This window comes from Flavobacterium sp. 9AF, assembly GCF_902506265.1.
GTDB lineage: Bacteria > Bacteroidota > Bacteroidia > Flavobacteriales > Flavobacteriaceae > Flavobacterium.
On the sequence record NZ_LR733556.1, the window covers coordinates 1,690,105 to 1,714,883 of the forward strand.

The 24,779-nt window shown below is 29.7% G+C and carries 20 protein-coding genes and 1 tRNA gene; 8 read left to right on the forward strand and 13 right to left on the reverse strand.

Annotated elements, in window-relative coordinates; genetic code table 11:
* Window positions 1-73: 73 nt before the first annotated feature.
* The 4 genes from HALO113_RS07845 to HALO113_RS07860 all read left to right on the forward strand — a co-directional run bounded on the left by HALO113_RS07845 (window position 74) and on the right by HALO113_RS07860 (window position 6,109).
* Complete coding sequence (locus HALO113_RS07845; RefSeq protein WP_159778497.1) at window positions 74-2,485, forward strand: RND family transporter; 2,412 nt, start codon at window positions 74-76, stop codon at window positions 2,483-2,485.
* Window positions 2,486-2,515: 30 nt separating this feature from the next.
* Window positions 2,516-3,952 carry an asparagine--tRNA ligase gene (gene asnS / locus HALO113_RS07850; RefSeq protein WP_159778498.1) on the forward strand — a complete coding sequence of 479 codons (1,437 nt, stop codon included), beginning with the start codon at window positions 2,516-2,518 and terminating at the stop codon, window positions 3,950-3,952.
* A gap of 76 nt (window positions 3,953-4,028) precedes the next feature.
* Window positions 4,029-5,495, forward strand: a complete 1,467-nt coding sequence (gene rpoN, locus HALO113_RS07855) for an RNA polymerase factor sigma-54 (protein ID WP_159778499.1) — start codon at window positions 4,029-4,031, stop codon at window positions 5,493-5,495.
* 98 nt (window positions 5,496-5,593) lie between these two features.
* The gene (locus HALO113_RS07860; protein ID WP_159778500.1) at window positions 5,594-6,109 is read left to right on the forward strand and encodes a hypothetical protein; all 516 of its coding nucleotides are present in this window, start codon (window positions 5,594-5,596) and stop codon (window positions 6,107-6,109) included.
* Here the strand turns inward: HALO113_RS07860 and HALO113_RS07865 are convergent.
* The 11 genes from HALO113_RS07865 to HALO113_RS07915 form a co-directional block, all read right to left on the reverse strand.
* The gene (locus HALO113_RS07865; RefSeq protein ID WP_236554621.1) at window positions 6,104-6,790 is read right to left on the reverse strand and encodes a porin family protein; all 687 of its coding nucleotides are present in this window, start codon (window positions 6,788-6,790) and stop codon (window positions 6,104-6,106) included. The genes HALO113_RS07860 and HALO113_RS07865 overlap by 6 nt on opposite strands.
* Before the next feature lie 84 nt (window positions 6,791-6,874).
* Window positions 6,875-7,348: a biopolymer transporter ExbD gene (locus tag HALO113_RS07870; RefSeq protein ID WP_159778502.1), complete on the reverse strand. Its 474-nt coding sequence runs from the start codon at window positions 7,346-7,348 to the stop codon at window positions 6,875-6,877.
* Window positions 7,349-7,371: 23 nt separating this feature from the next.
* The gene (locus tag HALO113_RS07875) at window positions 7,372-7,980 is read right to left on the reverse strand and encodes a biopolymer transporter ExbD (RefSeq protein ID WP_159778503.1); all 609 of its coding nucleotides are present in this window, start codon (window positions 7,978-7,980) and stop codon (window positions 7,372-7,374) included.
* A gap of 2 nt (window positions 7,981-7,982) precedes the next feature.
* The gene (locus HALO113_RS07880) at window positions 7,983-8,405 is read right to left on the reverse strand and encodes a hypothetical protein (RefSeq protein WP_159778504.1); all 423 of its coding nucleotides are present in this window, start codon (window positions 8,403-8,405) and stop codon (window positions 7,983-7,985) included.
* Window positions 8,406-8,426: 21 nt separating this feature from the next.
* Complete coding sequence (locus HALO113_RS07885; RefSeq protein WP_159778505.1) at window positions 8,427-9,254, reverse strand: MotA/TolQ/ExbB proton channel family protein; 828 nt, start codon at window positions 9,252-9,254, stop codon at window positions 8,427-8,429.
* Window positions 9,255-9,333: 79 nt separating this feature from the next.
* Window positions 9,334-9,421 (reverse strand) — tRNA-Ser (locus HALO113_RS07890).
* Window positions 9,422-9,498: 77 nt separating this feature from the next.
* Window positions 9,499-10,524: an asparaginase gene (locus tag HALO113_RS07895; protein WP_159778506.1), complete on the reverse strand. Its 1,026-nt coding sequence runs from the start codon at window positions 10,522-10,524 to the stop codon at window positions 9,499-9,501.
* The gene (locus HALO113_RS07900; RefSeq protein WP_159778507.1) at window positions 10,514-11,650 is read right to left on the reverse strand and encodes a 1-acyl-sn-glycerol-3-phosphate acyltransferase; all 1,137 of its coding nucleotides are present in this window, start codon (window positions 11,648-11,650) and stop codon (window positions 10,514-10,516) included. Before HALO113_RS07900 ends, HALO113_RS07895 begins: the two co-directional genes overlap by 11 nt.
* A 60-nt stretch (window positions 11,651-11,710) precedes the next feature.
* Complete coding sequence (locus tag HALO113_RS07905) at window positions 11,711-12,490, reverse strand: TatD family hydrolase (protein ID WP_159778508.1); 780 nt, start codon at window positions 12,488-12,490, stop codon at window positions 11,711-11,713.
* Between the two features lie 99 nt (window positions 12,491-12,589).
* A complete protein-coding gene (locus HALO113_RS07910) occupies window positions 12,590-13,315 on the reverse strand; it encodes a tetratricopeptide repeat protein (RefSeq protein ID WP_159778509.1) in 726 nt (241 codons plus the stop codon).
* Between the two features lies 1 nt (window position 13,316).
* Window positions 13,317-13,901, reverse strand: a complete 585-nt coding sequence (locus tag HALO113_RS07915) for an RNA polymerase sigma factor (protein WP_159778510.1) — start codon at window positions 13,899-13,901, stop codon at window positions 13,317-13,319.
* 175 nt (window positions 13,902-14,076) lie between these two features.
* Here HALO113_RS07915 and HALO113_RS07920 point away from each other — a divergent pair, with 175 nt between their 5' ends.
* The 4 genes from HALO113_RS07920 (at window position 14,077) to HALO113_RS07935 (ending at window position 20,141) form a co-directional block, all read left to right on the forward strand.
* Window positions 14,077-15,099 carry a hypothetical protein gene (locus HALO113_RS07920; protein WP_159778511.1) on the forward strand — a complete coding sequence of 341 codons (1,023 nt, stop codon included), beginning with the start codon at window positions 14,077-14,079 and terminating at the stop codon, window positions 15,097-15,099.
* 75 nt (window positions 15,100-15,174) lie between these two features.
* Complete coding sequence (locus HALO113_RS07925) at window positions 15,175-17,190, forward strand: PKD domain-containing protein (RefSeq protein WP_159778512.1); 2,016 nt, start codon at window positions 15,175-15,177, stop codon at window positions 17,188-17,190.
* Window positions 17,153-19,744 (forward strand): CHAT domain-containing protein, encoded by a 2,592-nt coding sequence (locus tag HALO113_RS07930; RefSeq protein ID WP_159778513.1) that lies wholly within the window; start codon window positions 17,153-17,155, stop codon window positions 19,742-19,744. Before HALO113_RS07925 ends, HALO113_RS07930 begins: the two co-directional genes overlap by 38 nt.
* Window positions 19,704-20,141 (forward strand): retropepsin-like aspartic protease, encoded by a 438-nt coding sequence (locus HALO113_RS07935; RefSeq protein ID WP_159778514.1) that lies wholly within the window; start codon window positions 19,704-19,706, stop codon window positions 20,139-20,141. Before HALO113_RS07930 ends, HALO113_RS07935 begins: the two co-directional genes overlap by 41 nt.
* A gap of 68 nt (window positions 20,142-20,209) precedes the next feature.
* On the opposite strand, the gene HALO113_RS07940 is transcribed toward HALO113_RS07935, so the two are convergent.
* On the reverse strand, window positions 20,210-22,720 hold the full coding sequence (locus tag HALO113_RS07940) for a T9SS type A sorting domain-containing protein (protein ID WP_159778515.1): 2,511 nt from the start codon (window positions 22,718-22,720) through the stop codon (window positions 20,210-20,212).
* A gap of 244 nt (window positions 22,721-22,964) precedes the next feature.
* On the reverse strand, window positions 22,965-24,674 hold the full coding sequence (locus HALO113_RS07945) for an AraC family transcriptional regulator (protein WP_159778516.1): 1,710 nt from the start codon (window positions 24,672-24,674) through the stop codon (window positions 22,965-22,967).
* Between the last annotated feature and the right edge of the window lie 105 nt (window positions 24,675-24,779).

Below are 24,779 nucleotides of genomic sequence, written 5' to 3' on the forward strand. Positions count from 1 at the left end.
TCCTTAAATCTTTTGGTTGTTTCCTAAGTAATTAAGTAAGAATCATTACCTTTGCGCTCTAATTTTTGAGACGATGATTAAATGGCTAACGACCAGTTTTTGGGATTTTATTGCTAGCAAGATATTACGCAACAGAATAGGACTTTTAGTTGCACTAGTGCTTTTTACCTTGTTTATGGCATTCCAATGGAAAAAAATCCGAATGACCTATACTGAAGCAAATATATTACCAAAGGATAATGACATTTCTGTACAATATAATCTTTTCTTAGAAAAATTTGGTGAAGAAGGAAACCTTATCGTAATAGGTTTTAAAGATGATGCCTTTTTTACCGAAAAAAATGTTAGGCTTTGGGAAGACTTCATCAATGAAATTAAAAAAGACAAAGCAGTTGATTTAACTTTATCAATTAGTGATTTAAAGATACTAAAGAAAGATACTTTAAACCAAAAATTTAACTTAGTTCCATTTGTAAATAACTCAAAACTTTCTGACACTTATTTAAAAGAAAAGAGAGATGAACTATTTAACAATTTGCCTTTTTATGAAAGCATGCTGTTTAATAAAGAATCGGGAGCGGTTCGCTTTGCTATTTATATTAATAAAAAAATTGTAAATACACCTAAAAGAAAAGAATTTGTTAACAAATATCTTAGCGAACAAAAAATAGAAGCTTTTGAAAAAGCAACTGGTATTGATTTAAAAATATCAGGAATGCCATATATTAGAACTTTAAATTCGCAAAGTATTTTAAGCGAAATTGGATTATTTGTTGGTGCTGCTTTAGGTATTACCTCATTACTTTTTTTCTTTTTCTTTAGAAGTTTTAGAGCTACATCTATTTCTATGATTATAGTTACCATAGCGGTGATGTGGTCTTTTGGAACCATTGGTCTATTAAACTATGAAATTACAGTTTTAACAGCAATTATTCCACCATTAATTATTGTGATAGGAATACCTAATTGCATCTTTTTAATTAATAAATATCAGCAAGAAATCAAAAAACATGGAAATAAAGCCAAGTCTTTACAACGTGTAATTTCTAGAGTAGGAAATGCTACTTTAATGACAAACCTTACAACAGCTGCAGGTTTCGCAACCTTTATTATTACGGATAGTGATTTACTAAAAGAATTTGGAATCATTGCCTCGTTAAATATTATCTTTTTATTCTTCTTGTGTTTGATAATAATTCCTATTATCTATAGTTACATGCCATTACCAAAAGACAAGCACTTAGCACACTTAGAAAAAAACTATATCCAATTTCTTATTGATTGGATATTAGTTACAATAAAGAAAAAAACAGTTGCTATTTATTTTGTTGCTGTAGGATTATTAGTTTTTGGTCTTATAGGGATTACTCAAATGAGAATATCTGGTAGCATAATTGAAGATATGCCAAAAAACACAGGTTTCTTTGAAGATATTCGTTTCTACGAAAAAGAATTCGATGGGGTCATGCCATTAGAAATCATGATCGATACTAAAAAACCAAAAGGAGCCTTAAAATCGGCTACATTAAAAAGAATTAATGAACTTCAAGAAACCATAGAAGAAATTCCAGAGCTTTCAAAACCCGTTTCATTAGTTAATTTATTAAAATACGCTAAGCAAACTTATTATAATGGTAATCCAGAATACTATGAATTACCTACTAAGCAAGAAGAAGCTTTCATTTTATCTTACATAAAAAACTCAACGGGCAAAGGAAAAGAAAATCTTCTAAAAAGCTACATCGACAGTACGGGTCAATTTGTAAGAATTACCACCTTTATGAGAGACATTGGTACAGACAGAATGAAACATACTGAAGATCGATTAATTCAAAAAATTGACAAACTTTTTCCAAAAGAGAGATATAATGTAACTATTACGGGTAAAGCTTATATTTTTGAAAAAGGCACACATTATTTAGTTAAAAACTTAGTAGTCTCACTTGTGTTTGCCGTTTTTCTCATTTCTTTATTAATGGCTTATTTATTCCGTTCGTTTAAAATGATAATCATCTCCTTATTACCTAACATTCTACCTCTTATTATAACAGCTGGAATAATGGGCTTTTTGGGAGTTCCTATTAAACCTTCAACCATCTTAGTTTTCAGTATTGCTTTTGGTATTTCAGTAGATGATACTATCCATTTTTTAGCCAAATACCGTCAGGAATTGATTGCAAACAATTGGAGGATAAAAAAATCGGTATATAACACCGTTAAAGATGCTGGAGTAAGCATGTTTTATACTTCTGTGGTATTATTTTTTGGTTTCTCAGTATTTACGCTTTCTAGTTTTGGAGGCACAATAGCTTTAGGAGGATTGGTGGCTACTACTTTATTATTTGCCATGTTATCTAATTTAATTTTTTTACCTGCATTATTACTTTCATTAGAACGTTCTATAGCTAATGAACAAGAATTTACTGAACCAACAATTGATATTTTAGCAGAGGATAAAGAAGATATTGAAACTGAAAACGAATAATTTTATATTTGCATATTAAATTTAAAAACAATGAAACATATTAAAGTCATAGACCTATTAAACAATACTAAAACATTACAAGAAGTAACTGCAAAAGGTTGGGTAAGATCTTTTAGAAATAATCAGTTTATTGCTTTAAATGATGGATCTACACTAAATAATATTCAGTGTGTAGTAGATTTTGAAAATACACCTGAAGACATTTTGAAAAGAATTACAACGAGTGCTGCCATTGCTGTAACTGGAACATTACAAGAAAGTCAAGGCAAAGGACAATCGGTTGAAATTCAAGTTACAAAAATTGAAATTTTAGGTGATAGTGATGCTGAAAAATATCCTATACAATTAAGAAATCGTCCGAGTTTAGAATTTCTTAGAGAACAAGCTCATTTAAGAGTTCGTACAAATACATTTAGTGCTATTATGCGTGTGCGTTCTGTATTATCATTTGCTGTACATCAATATTTTCAAGAAAAAGGATTTGTTTATGTAAACACACCTATTATTACAGGTTCAGATGCAGAAGGAGCTGGAGAAATGTTTAAAGTAACTGCTTTACCATTTGATAATACACCAAGAAATGATGAAGGAAAAGTAAATTATAAAGAAGATTTTTTCGGTAAAGAAACAAATCTTACTGTTTCAGGTCAATTAGAAGCAGAAACATATGCCATGGCTTTAGGGCAAGTATATACTTTCGGACCTACTTTTAGAGCTGAAAATTCTAATACTTCTAGGCATCTAGCAGAATTTTGGATGATTGAACCTGAAGTTGCATTCAACGATTTAGCAGACAACATGGATTTAGCAGAAGATTTCATTAAATATGTAATCAAATATACTGTTGATAAATGTGAAGATGATTTAAAATTCTTAGAAGGAAGACTATTAGAAGAAGAAAAATCAAAACCGATAGCAGAGCGTAGTGAAATGAGTTTATTAGAAAAATTAAATTTTGTACTAGACAATAATTTCAAACGTGTTTCTTATACTGAAGCTATTGATATTTTAAAAAATAGTAAACCAAATAAAAATAAAAAATTCAATTACATCATTGATGAATGGGGTGCAGATCTACAAAGTGAACATGAGCGTTTTTTAGTGGAAAAACACTTTAAATGTCCCGTAATCCTGTTTGATTATCCAGCAAAAATTAAAGCATTTTATATGCGATTAAATGATGATGGACAAACGGTGAGAGCTATGGATATTCTTTTCCCTGGAATTGGTGAAATTGTAGGAGGTTCTCAAAGAGAAGAACGTTTAGAGGTATTAATTGAAAAAATGAAAGTATTAGGTATTGAAGAAGAAGAATTATGGTGGTACTTAGACACAAGACGTTTTGGTACTGCAGTACATTCTGGTTTCGGACTTGGTTTTGAAAGATTAGTTTTATTTGTTACTGGAATGACAAACATCAGAGATGTAATTCCTTTCCCAAGAACACCACAAAACGCAGAATTTTAATATTCCTTATTTAATCGTTTAGTCGTATATTTGTATATTCGACTAAACGATTACTAGTTTCTGATCCCAATTTACAATGCTAAAACAAAGTTTACAATTCAAATTATCTCAAAAATTATCTCCTCAACAAATTCAGTTGATGAAGTTAATTCAATTACCTACACAAGCTTTTGAACAACGATTACAAGAAGAACTAGTAGAAAATCCAGCACTAGAAAACGGGAAAGAAGAAAATTTTGAATATGATGATTTTGGAGACTCTTCAAATCAAGATGACTATGATGACTATGAAGGAGAAAGGATTGATACTGAAGACATTAATATTGACGAATATTTAAGTAATGATGAAACTCCGGACTATAAATATCAAGCTAATAATTATAGTGACGATGACGAAGACAACAGTATGCCTTTTATTGCAGGAGTTACTTTTCATCAAGATTTACTGAATCAATTAAACACATTCATATTAACGGATGAAGAAAGAGATATTGCCGAGTTTTTAGTAGGAAGTATTGATGATATGGGATATATAAGAAGAAGTATCCAAGATATCGTAGATGATTTAGCTTTTACTCAAGGTATTTATACCGATGAAAAGATGGTTACAAGAATACTCGGAATCGTACAAGAACTTGAACCCTCTGGAGTTGCTGCTAGAGACTTACAAGAATGTTTATTGCTACAATTAAAGCATAAAACACCTACTGACTCTATAGAATTAGCCATTGATATCATTGAAAATCAATTTGACGCTTTTACTAAGAAACATTATGAAAAATTACTTTTAAAGTATGAAATCTCTAAAGATCAATTAAAAAAAGTAATTGATGAAATTGAAAAATTAAACCCTAAACCTGGTGGAGCATACGATGGCAACCAAAAACCTATTGAACATGTTGTACCCGATTTTACTATTCGCATAATTGATGGCGAACTTGATCTTCAGTTAAACAGTAGAAACACTCCAGAACTACATGTTTCAAAAGATTATCAAGACATGTTACAAACCTATAAAGTTTCTTCAGAAAAAACGAATTCTCAAAAAGATGCCGTTCAATTTATAAAACAAAAATTAGATTCTGCAAAATGGTTCATTGATGCCATTAAGCAAAGACAAGAAACACTCTTTGTTACTATGAATGCAATTATGCATTATCAAGAAGAATATTTCCTTGACGGTGATGAAACCAAGTTAAAACCAATGATTTTAAAAGATATTGCCGATTTAATTGGTTTAGATATTTCAACCGTTTCTAGAGTAGCTAATAGCAAATATGTTGAAACGCCCTACGGAACTAAATTGATAAAAGATTTCTTTAGTGAAGCTATGAAAAACGACCAAGGTGAAGACGTTTCAACAATAGAAATAAAAAAAATACTCGAAGTGGTTATCAATGAAGAAGACAAGAAGAAACCATTACCAGATGACAAACTAGCCGAAATGTTAAAAGAAAGAGGTTATCCTATTGCTAGAAGAACTGTTGCTAAATATAGGGAACAATTAGACATCCCTGTCGCTCGATTAAGAAAAGAAATATAAGAATGGATTTAAAAAAAAATTTACCTTCCTTTTCTTATATTTTTCACCCCATATTTATCTCCATATATGGCACATTATTTTATTTTTTTGTGTCACAAATGTATTTATATCAGACACTTCTTTATGTTATATTATTACAAGTAAGCATTATTACATTACTACTTCCTTTATCTTTATATTATCTCTTTTATTCCATGGGCTTGATTAAGTCGTTTACTGAAGCAAGTATTAAAGAAAGAAAAATCCCTATATTAATTCAATCCATTTTATTACTTATTCTAATAAAATTTAGCTCTTCTTTTGATAGTATTCCTCCTTTATATTATTTCTTTTTTGGAGGTTTTTTAAGTAGTATGCTGGCATTTATTGCTGTAGCTTTAAAATTCAAAGCCAGTTTGCATATGATAGGTATTACTTCTCTAACTACATTTATTTATGGCTTAAGTTTACATTTAGAACTAAACTTAATTTTTACTATCGCTTTTTTAATAATGATAATTGGATTCGTTGCATCCTCCCGATTATATATGAAATCGCACAATATTATTGAATTAATAGCAGGAAGTTTAATAGGTATAATATCACAAATAACTTTTTGGATATATTGGTTATAAAATATAAAAAACAAAACCGATATTAAAAGAATTTAACCCCAAATCCTTACTTCCTATATCAACATTATCAAAATTCGATTTTAATCCATAATAAGCATACAGATTAATCGTATTATAACCTACACTTAGATAAGGTCCGTATTGAAATTTTGTAAGTTCATTACTGTTTTGAATATAATAGCTCTCATTATTCGAAACAAATATACTTTTACTTGCTAATAAATAGCTTACTTTAAAACCAGTATAAATTCTCCAAAATTTATGACTCTCATAAGAAGCATTTCTCCATCTTATTTCTAATGGTAATTCTAAATAGTGCAATCGCAATTTACTTTTATCATAAGAATTATCAATGGTATATATATTATTTTCAGTAGCATCTATCTTAGCAACTTTAAGATTGTGCTTAATATCATTATATGAATAGCCTAGTCCTAAGGCAACTGCCCAATTTCTATCTTTAGTAAAAGGCATATCTCTTAAAAAACCAAAAGTTAAGCCGGAAGAAAATGAGTATTGTGAATATCCTTCGGGGGTATTTCTTAATAAGTTGTAAGTTACCGTAAAATAAAATTGATCTTCTCTAAATAACGAATCCACAGCAATTTTCTTAGAACTCTCTTGCGAAAAAGCCATAGTATAAATTAAAAATACGGGAAATATAAAAAACAACCTATTCATTAAAATCATTTTATAATTTAATAGCATAAATGTAATAAAAAAAGGTACGCCATGGCGTACCTTTTATATAGTAACTGAAAAGATTTATTTTTCTAGCGGATTACCTTGATTAGTTGTATAGTTAACTTTTAACTGTTCCACTTTACGTAACTCTGTTTTGATATCTTGAATCAAACCCATTCTTACGTCTTTATCTACTTTAAATGAAGCCGTTAAGTATTTTTCATCTTCAGAATTTCTTTCAGCTCTTTCAGTAATTACAAAACTCCTAATATCAGCAACTGATGAAATTTTATCATTCAACTGAATACGATCTGAAGCTCCTAAAGAAGCATAATTAGGTTTTGGCTTACCAGCATAAATATACATTACGTAATTCTTTTTATGCAACTTAGCCGTTTGATCTGCTTTTGGCAATCTATTCTCAATCATCAAATCACTGTCTTTCATTGTAGTGGCAGTCATGAAAAAGAACAAAAGCATAAATACGATATCTGGTAACGATGCTGTTGAAATTGCAGGTATAGCACCTGATTTTTTCTTTTTAAATTTAGACATAATTTCTAAAACTTAAAGGGTTATTAGTTCTTTCTTGGTTCTGCCTCAGAAAGCCTCATAGGATATAAATCTTGAATAGTCTTTACCATAGGCTCTAATTTCTCAACCAATCCTTCTTCTGCTTTTGAAGCAGGATCATTAGCTACATATTCTATCTCAGTATATTTTCTATTATAACGTCTCATACTTTCTCTATCTCTAAGAAAATAATAAGCCGCTACTAGTTCATTTTGAACTGCAATATATGTTTGATATGTAGTTTGACCGTCATTCATTAAAGAAATAACTGCATCATCAGGGCTATCAGACGACAAAGGGTCTTTTTTTCCTTGACAATAAGAACATTGTTGCGCACCATTATTATCTAAGAAATCAATAGCAGCTTGTCTTAAATCTTTAATATCCATAGGCTGTTCATTAACTAAAAGCAAATTATCCTTGTTTACTAAAACACGCATAATATTTCTTTCGTTAATAGGCGGAACTGGGGGATTATCTTCCCATCTAGGCAATAATCTATTGATTCCCTGATCAACTCCAATGGTTGTTGTGACCAAGAAGAAGATTAAAAGTAGGAAAGCAATATCTGCCATAGAACCAGCATTAACTTCTGGTGCTTCTCTTTTTGCCATAATTATTTTCTAATTTTTGTGAATCCAGCCCAAACCATAGTTCCAATTGCAACTACTGTTAGGATATAAAAAGCGTTTAATCCCGCTCCAACTAGTTTAGGTGTTGATCCAGAATAAACTATTCCATTAGCTTTAACTTCATCGCCATTTGCAAGTAAATAAGAAATTAAAAGTACACCAGCAAATAGAGCAACAGAAATTAAAGTCTTCTTTAAATTCGCTTTATCAGAAAACAAATTCTTTAATACATATATCAATACAATACCAACACATATAGCTAATACTACATAAGATAAAAAGATTAAAGGTGAAATCCATTTGTTCTCTGCACCATCCTCACTTGCATTCATAAGCAAACCTAAAAAGATAACGCTTAATACTGCAATGATGATAACTGCAATTTTTGTTAATTTATGTAAATTCATGAGAATTATCTTTTTTTGTTATTATTTTCTGTAGTCTGACAAGATATCAATTAAGCTAATTGAAGCATCTTCCATATCGTTAACGATAGAATCGATTTTAGCAATGATATAATTGTAGAAAACCTGTAAAATAATTGCAACAATAAGACCAAATACTGTTGTTAATAACGCTACTTTAATACCTCCAGCAACTAAAGATGGCTCCATAGATCCTGCTGATTGAATTTGGTCAAACGCTTCGATCATACCGATTACCGTTCCCATGAATCCTAACATCGGTGCTAACGCGATGAATAATGAAATCCAAGATACATTTTTCTCTAATTGTCCCATTTGAACTCCTCCGTAAGCTACAACAGCTTTTTCAGCAGATTCAATACCGTGAGAATGTCTATCTAAACCTTGATAGAAAATTGACGCAACTGGACCAGAAGTATTTCTACAAACTTCTTTAGCAGCTTCAACCCCACCAGATTTTAATGCATCTTCTACATCAGAAATTAATTTTTTAGAATTAGTTGTAGAAAGATTTAAATAAATAATTCTTTCAATAGCAATTGCTAATCCTAAAATCAAACAGATTAATACAATTCCCATAAATCCAGGACCACCTTCAATGAAACGTTGTTTCATTTTTTGAGTAAATGTTGGCTCTTCATCTGTTGTTGTAACAACTTCCTCAACACCTTCTTCTGTTGCTGTATCAGCTGCAGCTACAGTGTCAGCAGTTGTTTCTTCAACCATTTCAGTAGCAGTTGCAGTCGTATCAGCTGCAGTAGATTCTTGAGCTTGAATGTTACCAAAAGTCATAAGCCCTGTGATTGCTAAAATAGAAAATAATCTTTTCATCGCTTTTGTTCTTAATTTAATTAGTTAATTGGGTTAAATTTATAAAATTATTTATGAAATTAAAAATATTTTATTCTTGCGGAGAGGAAGGGATTCGAACCCTCGATGCCCTTTAGGGGCATACATACTTTCCAGGCATGCTCCTTCGACCTCTCGGACACCTCTCCATTGAAAAATGTTCAATTTCAAGGGCGCTAAATAACGCAAAAAATCTCACGTATAAAAATTTTAATGCTTTTTTTTATCATATTTCTCCTCTTAGGCTCGTTTCAAAAATAGTTTTAAACACTTTATTTGCCACTTTTTGCCCTAACATATACATCAATTTTGTAATAGCTGCTTCAGTAGTAATGTCAAATCCTGAAATTACACCTATATTTTTTAATTGTGTACTTGTCTCATATTGCCCCATCGTTACGGCACCACCACTACACTGAGTAACATTTACTACATGAATGTTATGCTTTATTGCTTCTTCGATTTTTTTTACAAACCAATCTTGTGAAGGAGCATTTCCTGAACCATAAGTTTCTAAAACAATACCTTTTAAACCTTTTATATTTATTATTGCATCAATAACTTCTTTTGTTATTCCTGGAAAAACTTTTAAAATCACGACATTGGTATCAAAATCAAGATTTACTTTTAATGCTTTGTTACCTTCTTTTTTTAAAACCGCTTCTTTATTTACTTTTAAATGCACTCCTGACTCAGCTAATTCCGGAAAGTTTGGTGATGCAAAAGCATTGAAATGCTCGGCACTAATTTTTGTAGTTCTGTTTCCTCTATATAGCTTATATTCAAAATACAAACATACTTCTTGAATAACAGCTTTTCCTTTTTCTTTAAGTGAAGCAATTTGTATCGCAGTTATTAAGTTTTCTTTTGCATCTGTTCGTAAATCTCCAATAGGCAATTGAGAACCCGTAAAAACGACTGGTTTATTTAAGTTTTCCAGCATAAAACTTAATGCAGAAGCGCTATAGGACATGGTATCGGATCCATGCAAAACAACAAAACCATCAAATTTTGTGAAATTTTCTTTAATAATTTTTGCTATTTGTTGCCAATAATCTACATTCATATTTGAAGAATCTATAGGTTCTTCAAAAGAAATAGTATCTATTTCACAATCTAAAAGTTTTATTTCTGGTATTTTATTAAGCAACTTTTTAAAATTAAATGCCTTTAAAGCACCAGATATGGAACTTTTAACCATTCCAATTGTACCTCCTGTATAAATAAGTAGAATGGTTGGCTTATTTGACATCTTGATATTTCATTTTATTTACCACTGGATTAGCATACATTGCTAAAAAACCTTCTCTTATAGTTGGGTTATCATAATCTATACGCATTTCAAACCTTCTTTGAAACAACTGCTTTTCTTCTTTTGTATAGTGTAATGCAAAAGTTTCTGTGTTATTTAAGATGTCATAAGCGATGTAATTTGTAGGCCACAATTTATAATTTTGAAGAATAGCATCGTCTATAATATTAGCTAAAGCTTGTATTTGCTTATTGGTATTTTCATGTTGCTTTTTTATAAATTCTAATTCAGAACCTATAACATCACCTACATGAATATGAATGTGCTTTTTTTGACCTATAATTCCGCTTAAAAGAGTTATAAAATCTTCATTTTTTTCTTTTATATATACTTCATCTTTAGCTTGTGCTAATAGTTGAGGCATTTTTAAAGCGTCGGTTGGATCATATTCATAAGAAATTGAAACGGGTACAACTTTCAATTTCTTAAAGAAATCCATAACATTTTCTTCATCAGAAGCCATAGCCACCATCTTAAGTACTCCTTGATGTGTAGCATCATTCCCATCTTTTGTTCTTCCTTCTCTTTGAGCTATCCAAACTGAACGATTTTCTCTACCTAAAAGGTGGTACATATATTCTGACATTAGCTTTGAACTTTGCAATAATTCTCTTGGTGAAAGATTTCTTTGCACTAAAAAATTTCTATTTAATTTAGATAATTTTAATACAAAATCTTTTTTAACTAAATTATCACCAATAGCTGAAGCTGTCATTATTAAACCATGATCGAAAAGCGATACATTTAATAAAGAAGTATCTAAAATAATATCTCTGTGATTCGAAATAAATAAATAAGGAGTATTTTTTTCTAACTTTTCAAATCCAGAAGTAGTTAATCCATCTGAACTTTTTTCTAAGACCTTTTGTATAGATTGATACACAAAGTTTATTTGAAAATCCCTTATAGAATGTGTTTTTTTTAACTGTTCTTTCCATATCTCATCTGGGGTTTCTGGAAAGGTAAAATTCATCATTGCTTTCAACATAGGATGATTTAATGAAGAACACAGCGCTTCATTAACTTCTGTATCATAATAAGGACGAATGCTATCGAATTTTGACATATTAATAAAAATCAATCCACAAAAGAACAAAAAAAATAATTAATGAAAGTAAATTCACCGTTAAATTCCGAAAATTGCTTTTGAATTAGCCGTTGTTTTTAACGCAATTTCCTCAACAGTAAGGGAATAAATTTCTGCTAATTTTTGAGCCACAAGTAAAGTATAGCTACTTTCATTGCGTTTACCACGATAAGGAACAGGCGCTAAATAAGGTGCATCCGTTTCTAAAACAATATGTTGCAAATCGATTTCATTTAAAAACTGATCAATTTTACCGTTTTTAAAAGTAGCCACTCCTCCAATTCCTAATTTCATATTTAAATTGATAGCTCTTTTTGCTTGATTAAAATCACCGGTAAAACAATGGAATATTCCAAACAAATCTGAAGATCTTTCTTGTTCTAAAATTTCAAAAACTTCATCAAAAGCATCTCTACAATGAATATTGATAGCCAATTGATATTTTTTTGCCAATTGAATCTGGTGCTGAAAAGCTTCTTGTTGCTGTTTTAAATAGGTTTTATCCCAATACAAATCGATTCCAATTTCTCCAATGGCATAAAACTTTCTTGAAGCCAATTGCTTTTCTACATGAACCAATTCTTCTTTGTAGTTTTCCTTAACATAAGTTGGATGCAATCCCATCATTAAAAAAATATTCTCTGGATATTGTTTTTCCAAATCATACATCTTTTGCGTACAACTCGAATCGATAGAAGGCAGAAAAAAACGCGTTACACCTACATTGAAGGCACGTTGCATCATTTCATCTCTATCAGCATCAAATTCTTCACTATATAAGTGAGTATGTGTATCTGTTAATTGTAATAATGTATCCAAAACGATTTATATTTGGTTGCAAAAATAGAATCTTTATTTGGCTTAAACTAAAAAAGCTACTGAATAATCAGCAGCTTTTTCCTAACTTAATTTCTATTTTTATAGTTTACTCAACAAAATTTGTGCCCCTTTATACTCTTCTGCTTCTTTTGGAATTTCTTCTAAAAAAACTTTACAATCTTCATATTCTTTTTGTTTTAATTTAGACATCGCCAAATACCACAAAGCTTTATTTTTAAAGACAGTATTCTGACTTTTAATATTTTGCAAAATAGATTCTGCTTTTACAAACTGATCTTCTTCCAATAAAGCAACAGCATAAATCAATTTCTCTTCAACTCCTAATTCTTTTCTATTTATACTTTCAAAAGAAGCTATTGCTATCTTGTAATTCTTATTATTAAAAGCTTCTTCAGCTTGTTTTAGATTTATATCTGTTTCTCCTCTTTCTGTAAAATAAGCTTTTTCATGTTCATTGAAATCGGAATATTCTGGAATTGTATTTTTCATAAAAAACCAAATAGATAAGAATAACAATAAACTCGCAGCAACAGCATACCATCTATAAGATATAGGTATAATTTTTTTCTTTTTTTCTTTTGATGCGTCATGATATTGTCTAGAAATAATTTTCAAATTATTTTTAAAATTTTCTGTTTCCGATGAAAATTCATTTTGTAAGTAATAATCTGTAGCTCTATACAATTCAAATTCCTCTTTCAATTCTTCATCTATTTGAAGTTGATTTTCAAAGTCTAACTTTTCTTGTCTTGTCATCTCGTTTGCCAAATATTGGTCGAAAACTAAAAACATTTCCTCTTTCATTTTACTGATTCTTTAAAGATTGATACTGAACCGATTCTTTAATTAATTTTGTTAATTGTCCTGTGCATAGTGATTTTTTCTTTCTCACATAAGCATAGGTTACGGCTAACTTTTGAGCAACCTCTTCCATACTCTTCATTATAAAACTCAATTTGAGTATTTCTTGACATTTTTCTCCTAATTGTTGAAACATTTTTTCAAACAAGGCTTGTTTTTCTGCATACATTTCAGTTTTGAAAAGCGTTTCTAGAAGCGATTCATCTTTAGATACATTATCATTTTGTAATGTTACCCCTTTACGAGAAGATTTTTTTAATTCGTTTAACCATCGTCTTTTACAAAGTAAAAAGAAATAAGCATCGAAAGGACAAGATATTGTTAAACTTTCTTCTCTAGCTTGTTTAAAAATAATAATCAAAACTTCTTGAATTACATCTTCCGCTTCGTCTGCACTTCCATTATTATTTTTTATAAACTGTATTACTTTAGGTACAAATTTTTTATAAATAGCATTAATAACAACGGGATCATTATTCTTCAAACCATCTATATACAATTGATCTACATGGGTGTTTTTGTCGCTCATTTCTACTTATTTATTAGCTAAGATAGAAAGTTTAGCATAGAAAGTAAAATTATAAGAGGTAACATTTTTTAGTTAAAAAGTATCTATAAATAAAATAGCTATAAAATGTAAATATTTGAGAGGTAACAATTTTACATCTTTATTGATATATGATAAAAACTATAAATAAAAAATTATGAAAAATGTAAATCTATTAAACCGTAAAAAAAATGTGATTTTCCAATTCGCATTTTTAGTAAGCCTGATTGTCACACTATTAATTAGTTGTGAAAAGAGCGATGATAATGATTGTAATGGAGATTGTAATCCAAAGCCAACAGCTGCCGAGTTTGAGGCCATAAGAGAAGATGCATTAATAGGTATGACACAAAATTTCCAACTTAATGTAGCCAATGGTCTAACTACATTTACCTCTTCAAATGGGGTTGAAATTGATATTAATCCTGCTTGTTTGTCTTTAAATGGCAACGCTGTAACAGGACTTATTGATATTAAATATATAGAAGTTTTTGATGGAGGAAGCATGCTAGTCACAGATAAAACAACGATGGGAGTACTCCCTACTGGTGATTTAGCGATGTTAATTTCAGGTGGAGAATTTTACATCAATGCCACTCAAAATGGACAGCAATTAACCTTGAATTGCGGAATGAACCTAAGAATCCCTACCCATCTTACAAATGAAGAAAATGACATGAAATTATGGAATGGTGAAATGGATGAAGATGGAAATTTAGAATGGCGAGAAGAAAACGACCCTACAGGTGGACAAGGTGGTGTTTTTTTAGAACAAGGAGCAAATGGATCTACTTATTATGCTTTCTTTAATAATTTTGGCTGGACCAATGTAGACAAATTCTATAATCATACTGGTCCAAAAACTCAAATTTTAGCAACTGTACCCGCTGGATACAATTTTGACAATAGTGCAGTTTATCTTCATTATGATGGAGAAGGTAATGCATTAGCCAAATTAGACACCTATGATGCTACCACTGGGCAATTTTCTGAACATTATGGTCAAATACCTATAGGTTTAGCTTGTCATATTATTTTTGCAACAGAAGAAAATGGACAATGGAGATATGCCATAAAACCTGTAAGCATAACAGCTAACACGATATATAATTTCACTCTTGGCGAAACAATTGTAGGAACAGAAGCACAACTTGTTGCTGCAATTAACGCGCTACCATAATTAGTTTAGTTTGTTTTGAGAAAGTGATGACTTGTTCATCACTTTTTCTTATATTTAAACCTAAAATCTGATATTATGCTAAAAAAAATAGCTATTCTTTTTTTTATCTTTTCATTTATTGGATTGTATTCTCAAGTAAAAAAACAAGATACAATAGTTCCAAAAGCTATTATAAAATTGCAACAAGAAGGAAATACTCTTTATTTTGACTCAGATAAACCTGCTTTAAATCAAATTGCTGGTGCTCCAAAAGCATTTTACAGTTATTATTGGGAGTTTGGAGACGGAGAATTTAGCACAAAAGAAAGGCCCAAACACACCTACAAAAAATCAGGTGATTATGAAGTAAAATTATGGGCAACTAACAATTATGATAGTGGAAAAACACCTACAACTAGGCCAAAAAAAATTCAAACAAAAGAAACGGCAGAAGTTTCCGACAATGAAATACAGATTCTAAATGACAACATAGAATTAAGAAGAAATAGAGAACCTTTACCTGAAGAAGATTTTGTAATTGTTTTGAGTTATAAAAATGATAAAAACTATGTAACCAATGGATCAATTTATTTTTATTATAACGAAAAAGATTTTAAACAAGATAATTTTGAATTATTAGAAATTAGAAGATATTCTGATGAAAGCATTACAGAATTAGAAAAAAAATTAGCTTATAATCCTGATTATGATGACCAAACAGCTGAATATGCTTCAACAGAAAATGAAGTTTATAATTCCCATAAATTTCAAGATACTACTGAGAAAAAGAACCTCCCTTTATCTATAGAAGAAGCAAAACAAAAGTTTAAAAATGGCAAAAAAATTACGTTTAAAAATCTGAACCCAAACGAGCAAAGAAACATCTTTTTTACATTAAAAACTACTCCAGAAATGATTAAAGATACGAGTGCTATTTTAAAAGTAAGAAGTATCTATGTTCCAGATGATAATTACGAAAACCATAAAATAAAAGACATGGAAATGGAGATTGTAACTTCTCATGATCCGAATAAAATGTCTACAAGTGGCTTATTTATCAATTACAGATTGGTGCGCTTTAAACGAATTAAGTTTAAAACTCGATTTCAAAATGATGGTGAAGGTCCTGCGAGAACTATTCGTTTAGAAACGGATGTACCTGATATGTTTGACAAATCGACCCTTCAAATTGAGAGTATGTATCCAGAGTGTCCCATTTGCCCAAAGAATGAAGAAGTTCGATATAGTTGCTTAGACACTGTAATTCGACAAAAACAAATTATTTTTACTTTTAAAAATATTTATTTACCTGGAACACAACAAAAAAATGTGACAGAAAAAGATTCAACAAAAGGATTCGTAAAATACAGTTTAAAATTTGGAGAAGATTTTCATAAAGTAGGGACGAAAAGTCGCACTAAAATAATTTTCGACAAAAATGAACCCATTCTAACCAATTATTCCAGAACCCGATTTAATCCAGGAATTTCAATAGGACTAAAAGCAGGTTATAATTATTTTCCAAAATTAAGTAATTCTAAAAGTTACTTTACTGGTTTTACTATTTCACCCTTTAAATCCTATCGATTTTATTGGCAAAGCGAATTTTATGCAAGCAAGCATGATTTTGAAAGCGAAAATACGAATACTATTTCAGCCGAACCTGAAAATGTTGGCCCTTTTAATACGGGTACGGGGCAAATTATAGATGTTGCCTTTGTAAGAAGAGAAAACGCAGTAGAGCAATCGAGAAAAATAATTGAAACTGTACCAATTTCATTAAGATATAATATCAATAACCACATCGGTATAGGTTTTGGACCACATATAACCACAATTATTTCTTCCTCATCAGAAAGAAAAAGCACAACAAGGTATTATGAGATTATGCAAGTACCCATCTCTCCTAGTTTAGTTCCTGGAAATGAATATACGCAATTAGCCCAATACGATTCTCAAACTTCAACTGAAAAAAAGGAAGTACAAACTCAGTTTTTCTTAGATACCACGTTTGGTTTTGCGAGAATTGGTCCTAGTTTAGGCATCCGATATTATAAAAATTTTAAAAATAATTTTGATTCGTGGCAATTCTATGCAATTTGGAAATTTTAAAAGTCTTCTTCTTCTCTTTTTTTCCATCTCAAGTTTATCTCAAAATTTAGAGGATAAAATTTATACTGCTATAGATATTTTTGTCGCTTATCCAAACAAAAAAGAACTGCAAATATTAAACGAAAAAGAATTTCAATTTTCTAAATCAGTTATTACTAATGATGAAAAATTGGCTTTAGTTATTTTATATTGTAACAAAGGTTCGTATGAAATGAAAAATAATTTTCAACAGGAAGCAATAACTTCATATGAAAAAGCTTGGCAATTGTTTTCTGAAAATAATCTATCGAATTACGATATAATCGAATATTGTTTAAAGCCATTAGGTACTCTATATACTAAAAATGGTAATTTTACCTTAGCAGAAAACATCATCAAGAAATATCTATTTTTAGCAGAAAAAAATCAAGATCAAACTACGATTATTTCCGGCTACATTAATTTATCAATAGTTTATAAAACTATTGGCAAACATACAATAGCCATTGAATTGTTGCAAAAGATAGCTCAAAACCCCAATGTTACTAATCTTCAAAAAAATCGTATTGAAGAAGAATTAACCATGAATACCATTGGTTTACAAAAAATACAAAAAAATAAAATTCTTGAAAACGAAAGTTTTATAAGTAAAAGCCCTAAAACAAATGCATTCGTAGCTTTACAAAAAGGACAACATAATTTAGCCCTTTCCTATCTCAATCAAGCCAAACAAGAAGTAATAAAAAATAAATCATTAGAAGCGAGAGAATTAGCACAATTATATGTACATGAAGCCAATATCTATTTTTTACTTAACCAAACGGAAAAATCTAAAGATTTCTATATAAAAGCCATACAAATTTTATTACCGATTGAAAAGAATATACATGCTGTTGATCCTAATTCTTTGTATCCAGAAACAACCTTCTTGTTAATTTTTGATGGTCTAGCCTTACTTGAGAAAGACATTAATAAGCAATTACAATGGTATGAATTAAGTTTTCATGTAAGTGATTTACTTTTTAATAACATAATAACCCAAGAAGCTCAAATCATTCATCAAACCGAGAATAGAATTAGAACCGAGAAATGCTTAAATATCTTATGGAAAGCATATCAAAAAAGCAAAGCAATACGTTTTCTTGAAAAAGCTTTTGAATATGCAGAAAGAAGTAAAAATAGGGCGTTGAAAGAAAGAAAATTACAAAAGAATTTATTAGATACATTTCCAGATAATAAAAATTTACAATTGCAAAATGATTTACTTGTGAAACAAGAATCTTTAATTAATGATTTTATACGATTGCAAATAACCCAAGAGAATCAAGAAAAATTAATCACAATTAATGATGAACTTACTACACTAACCATTACACTAAAAAATCTTACTAAAAATATAAACCAAGAATTTAAAAAGAATGAACAAAAACAAATTTTTAATTGGGCATTTTTTGAGCAGAAACTAAAAAAAGATCAGGCGCAACTCGCCTATTATTTTTGGTCTCATGAGACACTCTATCTTTTTTATTTTAATGACAATCAAAAAAGTTGGCACAAAATAGATATAAAAAATCATAATGAGTTAATTAAAAAATACATTCATTATTTTGATAATGCTCATGCTATTAATGAAGATATTTCCAATTTCATTACAACTTCTCATTCGTTATATAAAAATATAGGATTAAATAGTATTGAAAAAAATAAGAATTTGATTATTATTCCAGATGGATTACTGCATTTTGTGTCATTTGACGCATTGATTACAAAAAAAACAAATACTACCCTATACGCTGAAATACCTTTTCTAGTCTATCAAAATAAAATTGCCTATGAAACTAATGCTTCATTTTACTGTGAAAATTATGCACTTAAAAAAAAGGGTAGCATTGTAGGCTTTTTTCCAATTTTTAAAAATACTAATGCTTATTTAGCCTATTCATTAGAGGAAGCAAAAGCATTAAAGGAGAACAATGCCATTCTTTTTATGAATGAAATGGCTAACAGAGAAAATTTTAAAAAAAATATAGGCTTGTACAACATCATTCATCTTTCTACCCATGGAACCAGTGGTTCATTTAATACGCCTTCAACCTTAGTGCTATATGATGATCTCCTTCTAGTAAATGAATTGTACGGATTAAATAATTGTCATCCTGATTTAGTAGTTTTGAGCGCTTGTGAAACAGGCATTGGTAAAATTCAAAAAGGAGAAGGTGCTGTAAGTATTGCTAGAGCATTTCAATATGCCGGTGCAAAAAATGTACTTTTTAGTTTATGGAAAATTAATGATTATGCTACTTCAGAATTGATGACTAATTTTTATACTCATTACAACAAGAAACATTCCTTCTTCGAATCGAATTATTTATCGAAAATAGATTATTTAGAAAATAAAACGATTTCAAATACAAAAAAATCACCATACTACTGGAGTGCATTTGTATATTATGGCGCTATTGACAACCCAGAAACAAATTACATTTATCATTATGTATTAGGATTTCTTCTCCTAATTGTACTATTTTTGAGTTATGGAAGAATTGCAAGATTTCTTAAAAGAAAAGAAATATAAAAAGATAAAATTCACTGTTTTAAAAACCCAACATTTACTTATTAAAGCAAAAATAAATGGCATAAATGGTACTTTTATTCTCGACACAGGAGCCAGTAATAGTTGTGTAGGTTTTGAAGGTATAGAAAAGTTCCAATTATTTGCTGAAAACTCAGAAACGAAAGCTGCTGGAGCAGGTGCAACTGGAATGGAAACCCAAGTTTCAAAAAGTAATGCGCTGCAAATGAGCCGTTGGAAAACTACAAGCCTTGTGGTGATTATTTTTGATATGAATCATGTAAATGAGGCCTTGAACAGTTATAAAACCAAAGCAGTAGATGGTATTATTGGTGCAGATGTGTTGTTACAAGGAAAAGCTATTATTGATTATTCCAATCATTATTTGTATTTGAAATAGTGTACGTAAAGTTCCTCAAAATAAAAAACCCCAAATTCAATGAATTTGGGGTTACTTTATATAGAATATTATTTCTTAACTATTTTCATTGTTTTAATTTCATTAATTGAAATGACTTTTACCAAATAAGTTCCTGTATGTAAACCAGCAACATCTATTGAAGTTTCTTTATTATTAACATGTTTTGTAATAATTTCTTGCCCAAATAAATTGTAAATTGAAACGGCTGAGATTTCTTTATCAAATGAAAGATTTAAAATATCATTTACTGGATTTGGGTATAATTTTAATTCATTTATAACAAAATATTCGTTAGAAAGTGTTGAAGGATAGCATGAAATGTAAGTAAACGTGTTTCTTTGTATAAAAGTTTCATCGCCTATTTGACCTACAACATTGCTTCCTGTACCTCGAATAAAGCCATCGCTGTTTATTACTAAAACGTGATAACCTCCAGCAGAAATTTTGTTTGAATCAAGAGAACTACCCACTTGCGTTGGGATATATACATCAGAAGTATTTCCAGATGTTCCAAGACCTAACTGACCAGAATAATTATATCCCCAACTCCAAATAGAAAGATTATTTTTGGTAGCAATTGTATAACGAACACCGGCAGACACATCAAGCCAATCAGTTGCAGTTCCAACCTGAATAGGAGTTATTCTATAAGTAGTTGTTCCATCGCCAAGTTGCCCAGATGAATTTTCACCCCAAGTCCAAAGTGTTCCATCTGTTTTTATAACTGCACAATGATGTTGACCTCCAGCTAATTTTAACCAATTTGAATCTGTTCCTATTTGAGTAGGAATATTATTTTGAGACGAGGTTCCGTATAAATTAAATCTCGAACCCCAAAACCATAACGTCCCGTCTGTTTTTATGGCAAGAGAATGATTTATTCCTGTAGCTATAGTTTGCCAATTTGTAGCAACACTAATTTGTGTTGGAATAGGTTTATTCACTGTTGTGTTATCTCCTAGTTGCCCATATTCATTATTCCCCCAACCCCAAAGTGTTCCATCTGTTTTTAAAGCTATTGTGTGATTCCATCCATCACTTACGTCTAGCCAATTTGTATCAGTTCCTACTTGAGTAGGAGTATCTATAACGTAGTTTCCATTTCCAGTTCCTAATTTTCCATAACCATTACTTCCCCAACTCCAAAGCGTTCCATCAGCTTTTATGCCATATGAAGATGAATAACCAGCATGTACTTTAACCCAGTTATTTGCTGTTCCTATTTGTGTTGGAATGTTTTTAGTTACATCAGTGCCATCCCCTAACTGGTATAGTACATTTCTACCCCAAGCCCAAAGTGTTCCGTCATTTTTTATTGCTAAAGAATGATATTCTCCAGCACTAATGTTTTGCCAGCAAGATGAATTTATAGCTTGTAATGTAGTGAATGAACCACAATATAACCATTGCGTTTGATCGTTACCACAAACTGAAGCCACCCACCAATGGTAATCGGTATTGGGCGATAAATTATTAATATTTGCAGAAGTAGAAGTTGTGTTACCATCAATTCCTCCTATTACAGGCTCAGTATTATATAAATACAAATAAGCATCAGGTGTTGGATTTGCACTTATCCAATTAAGTGTAGCGGTTGTTGTTGTAATACTATCTGCCCAAAATTGGCTTGGAGGATTGCAAGTTGGGTTATTTGGACTCATTTTTACTAGACCAAGTTGTAAAGTTCCAGCCCAAATTGTTCCTGAATTTTCAGCTTTTATAGTATTAAAATAATTATCTGGCAAACCAGAATTATTATTAGTATAAGTAACACAATCACTGAAATTTTGTAAACCATCCCCATTAAATGCAATCCAAACTTTATTATTATTAATATCAAGTGCATTTAACTGGTATCCTGCAAGACAGGAAGTACTTTGATAGTATGAAGTAAGAAAATCTCCAGCAATTGTAAAAGTAAATAAGCTATCAAATCCAGCTACATAGATTTTATCTTCAGAAATTTTCAATATTTTATTGGTTCCTTGATAAATGAAATTATAATCATTTCCGTTAAATTTGTACATTATGCCATTATTAGTAACCCAAATTCCATCTATTTCGTCAATTTCAATAGAATTAATATTTGTTAGCGAATTATAAGTTGTCCATGTTATACCATTAAACTTTGTAAGACCAGAATCTGAAGTAATCCATAAGTTATTTGAACTATCAATCTCAATATTAAAGATATCATTACTTGGAAGACCTGAATTTGTGCTCGTATAATTTGTCCAAGTAGTTCCATCTAATAAAATAATTCCATTGTTTTGAGAGGCCATCCATTTTCTTCCTAAGTTATCAATTTCAGTTTCAATTATAGCATTTGAAGCAATATCTGAATTAGTTGTGTTATAAGATGTCCAAGTGCTCCCGTCAAAAGTAGAAACACCACTATATGATGAAATCCATAGTAATCCGTTATTGTCAGTTTTAATATCCCCAATATAGTTACTACCAATTCCAGAATTAGAAGTATTGTAAATAGTGTAGTCATAGGTTTGTGCAAACGAAATAATGTTCCACAAAATCAAGACAAATAAGTAATTTTTTTTCATATTTTTTATGCTTTTAAGAGAAAATACTTTATTAAATTTTTAAATATTTTGCAGTTAGTATTAGTCATATTTTTGTATTTGTAAGTTCTATTAGTTAAAACTGTACGATAGACTAATTGAAATACAAAATATTTAATTCTTCAAGTAAAAGTAAGATCTCTAAATAAATAGAACAATTTGTTTATTGGACTATTTATAAATAATCAGGTAATTAAAAAACATTATTTAACTAACATTCAAACACTTAGCTTTTGTTTTTTAATTTTTCAATATAATAGTTGAGAGAAAGTCCAGTTTGCTTTTTAAAAACACGAACTAGGGTATTAGCATCTTTATAACCTACTTCTTCAGCAATAGCTTGTAATGTATATTTACGAAAATAGGAAGAATCTTTAAGCTTTAGAAGTACATATTGAATACGTAATTCTTGAGTATAATCAGAAAACGTTTTCTGCTTTATCTGATTGAAATATTGGGATAAATAAGCCGTGTTTGTATTTAATTTTTTAGCAACAAAAGCTAACTTAAAATTGGGATTCAAAAAAGTCTCTTTTTGCTCTAATTTTTTTAAACCTATTTCTATTTTCTCAATAAGCTCATCATCAATTGTTTGTTTTGAAAGAGTTTCATTTTCATCAATTTTCAAATTATTAATATCTGAAACTTGAGACTCTTTTAAATTTTGAATAATTTTTAAAAATCGATAATGCTTCTCATTTTGTTGTTTGTGATAATAATAAAAACAAAAAATAACTACAATTAGAATTATTAGGATACTAAAAAGTGATATCTTAAAATAATTCTTAGAAGCAATAATTTTATTGGATTCCGCTTTTATTATATTTAAATCATAATTATGAAGAAAATTTAAGGATTTATTTTTTATTCCTTCTATCAATTGAATTAGTGTCAAACTTTTTTGAGCGTAGAAATATGCATTACTAGTGTCATTTTTTTCCTTATAACATTGCGCCATAATGTTATATGCCATTAATAGATTTTCTTTTGAGACCTTCGTTTTTTGATAGTTTCTTATGTATTTTTCACAATAAAAAAGTGCTGAATCTGTTTGTTTTAAATGACGAAAACAATCGGCCATCCCCAAATCAAATAATTGTTCTGTTCTTATATTTTTATGAATTATAGGATACTTTTTTCTCTTTCTATACAAAGACAATGATTTAATATAATTACCTTGTAAAGCTGCACTTTTTGCTTCACGCATACTCAACAACGCTTTTGTATATTCGGGATAAAAATTATCCTGTAACATCATTTTGGTTGCTACGTTAAAATAATAATTTGCAGAATCCAAAAGAATAGTTCTTTTTGACTGGATATAATAGTTTTGGTAAGCTTCACCTATGATATTGTATTTATCTGCAAATAATTTTTTGTTCATTATTTTTTTTTCGCCTACTCCTAATTTTAAGTGTGGTGTAGTTTTTAATTCCCTCTTTAGTAATTCAATTCCGTTGATATAGTCACCCATCGCTACTTTAATAGAGCCATACTGCTCATTAAAATGATTATTTGGCAAGCTCTTTCTATATTTATTAAGATAAAACAATGCCAAGTCATATTCTCCCATATTTTTATGAATATAGAAAACTTTGTTGACACACATTCCGATTAAATCTTGATAAACTTTACTTGATTTATCCATATTACTCTTTTCAATATTTTCTATAAGTTTGAGGAGTAATTGTTTGGATTGAATAAAATCTGATTTGTTATAAAAATAATTAGCTATATAATATTTACCATAAAGACCGAACAATTCATTTTCAGAATTACTAATCTTCAAAGCTTCTATGTAGGCTTTTTCTGGATTTGAAATAAGTTGTTCTTGTATATTTCTAGTTGTTTTAATTTCAGACTCATTCAGTTGTTGCGCATAGACATATGTCAAAGAAAAAAATAATATTATTAAAGTGTAAGTGAATTTATACATTTTGAAAAATTAGAAAACAATACTAAAATAAGAATAAAAAGATATCATGTAAATTATTTATAAGAAGATCTAACCTTGTTTATTAAGCTTTTAGATTTAAGCAAA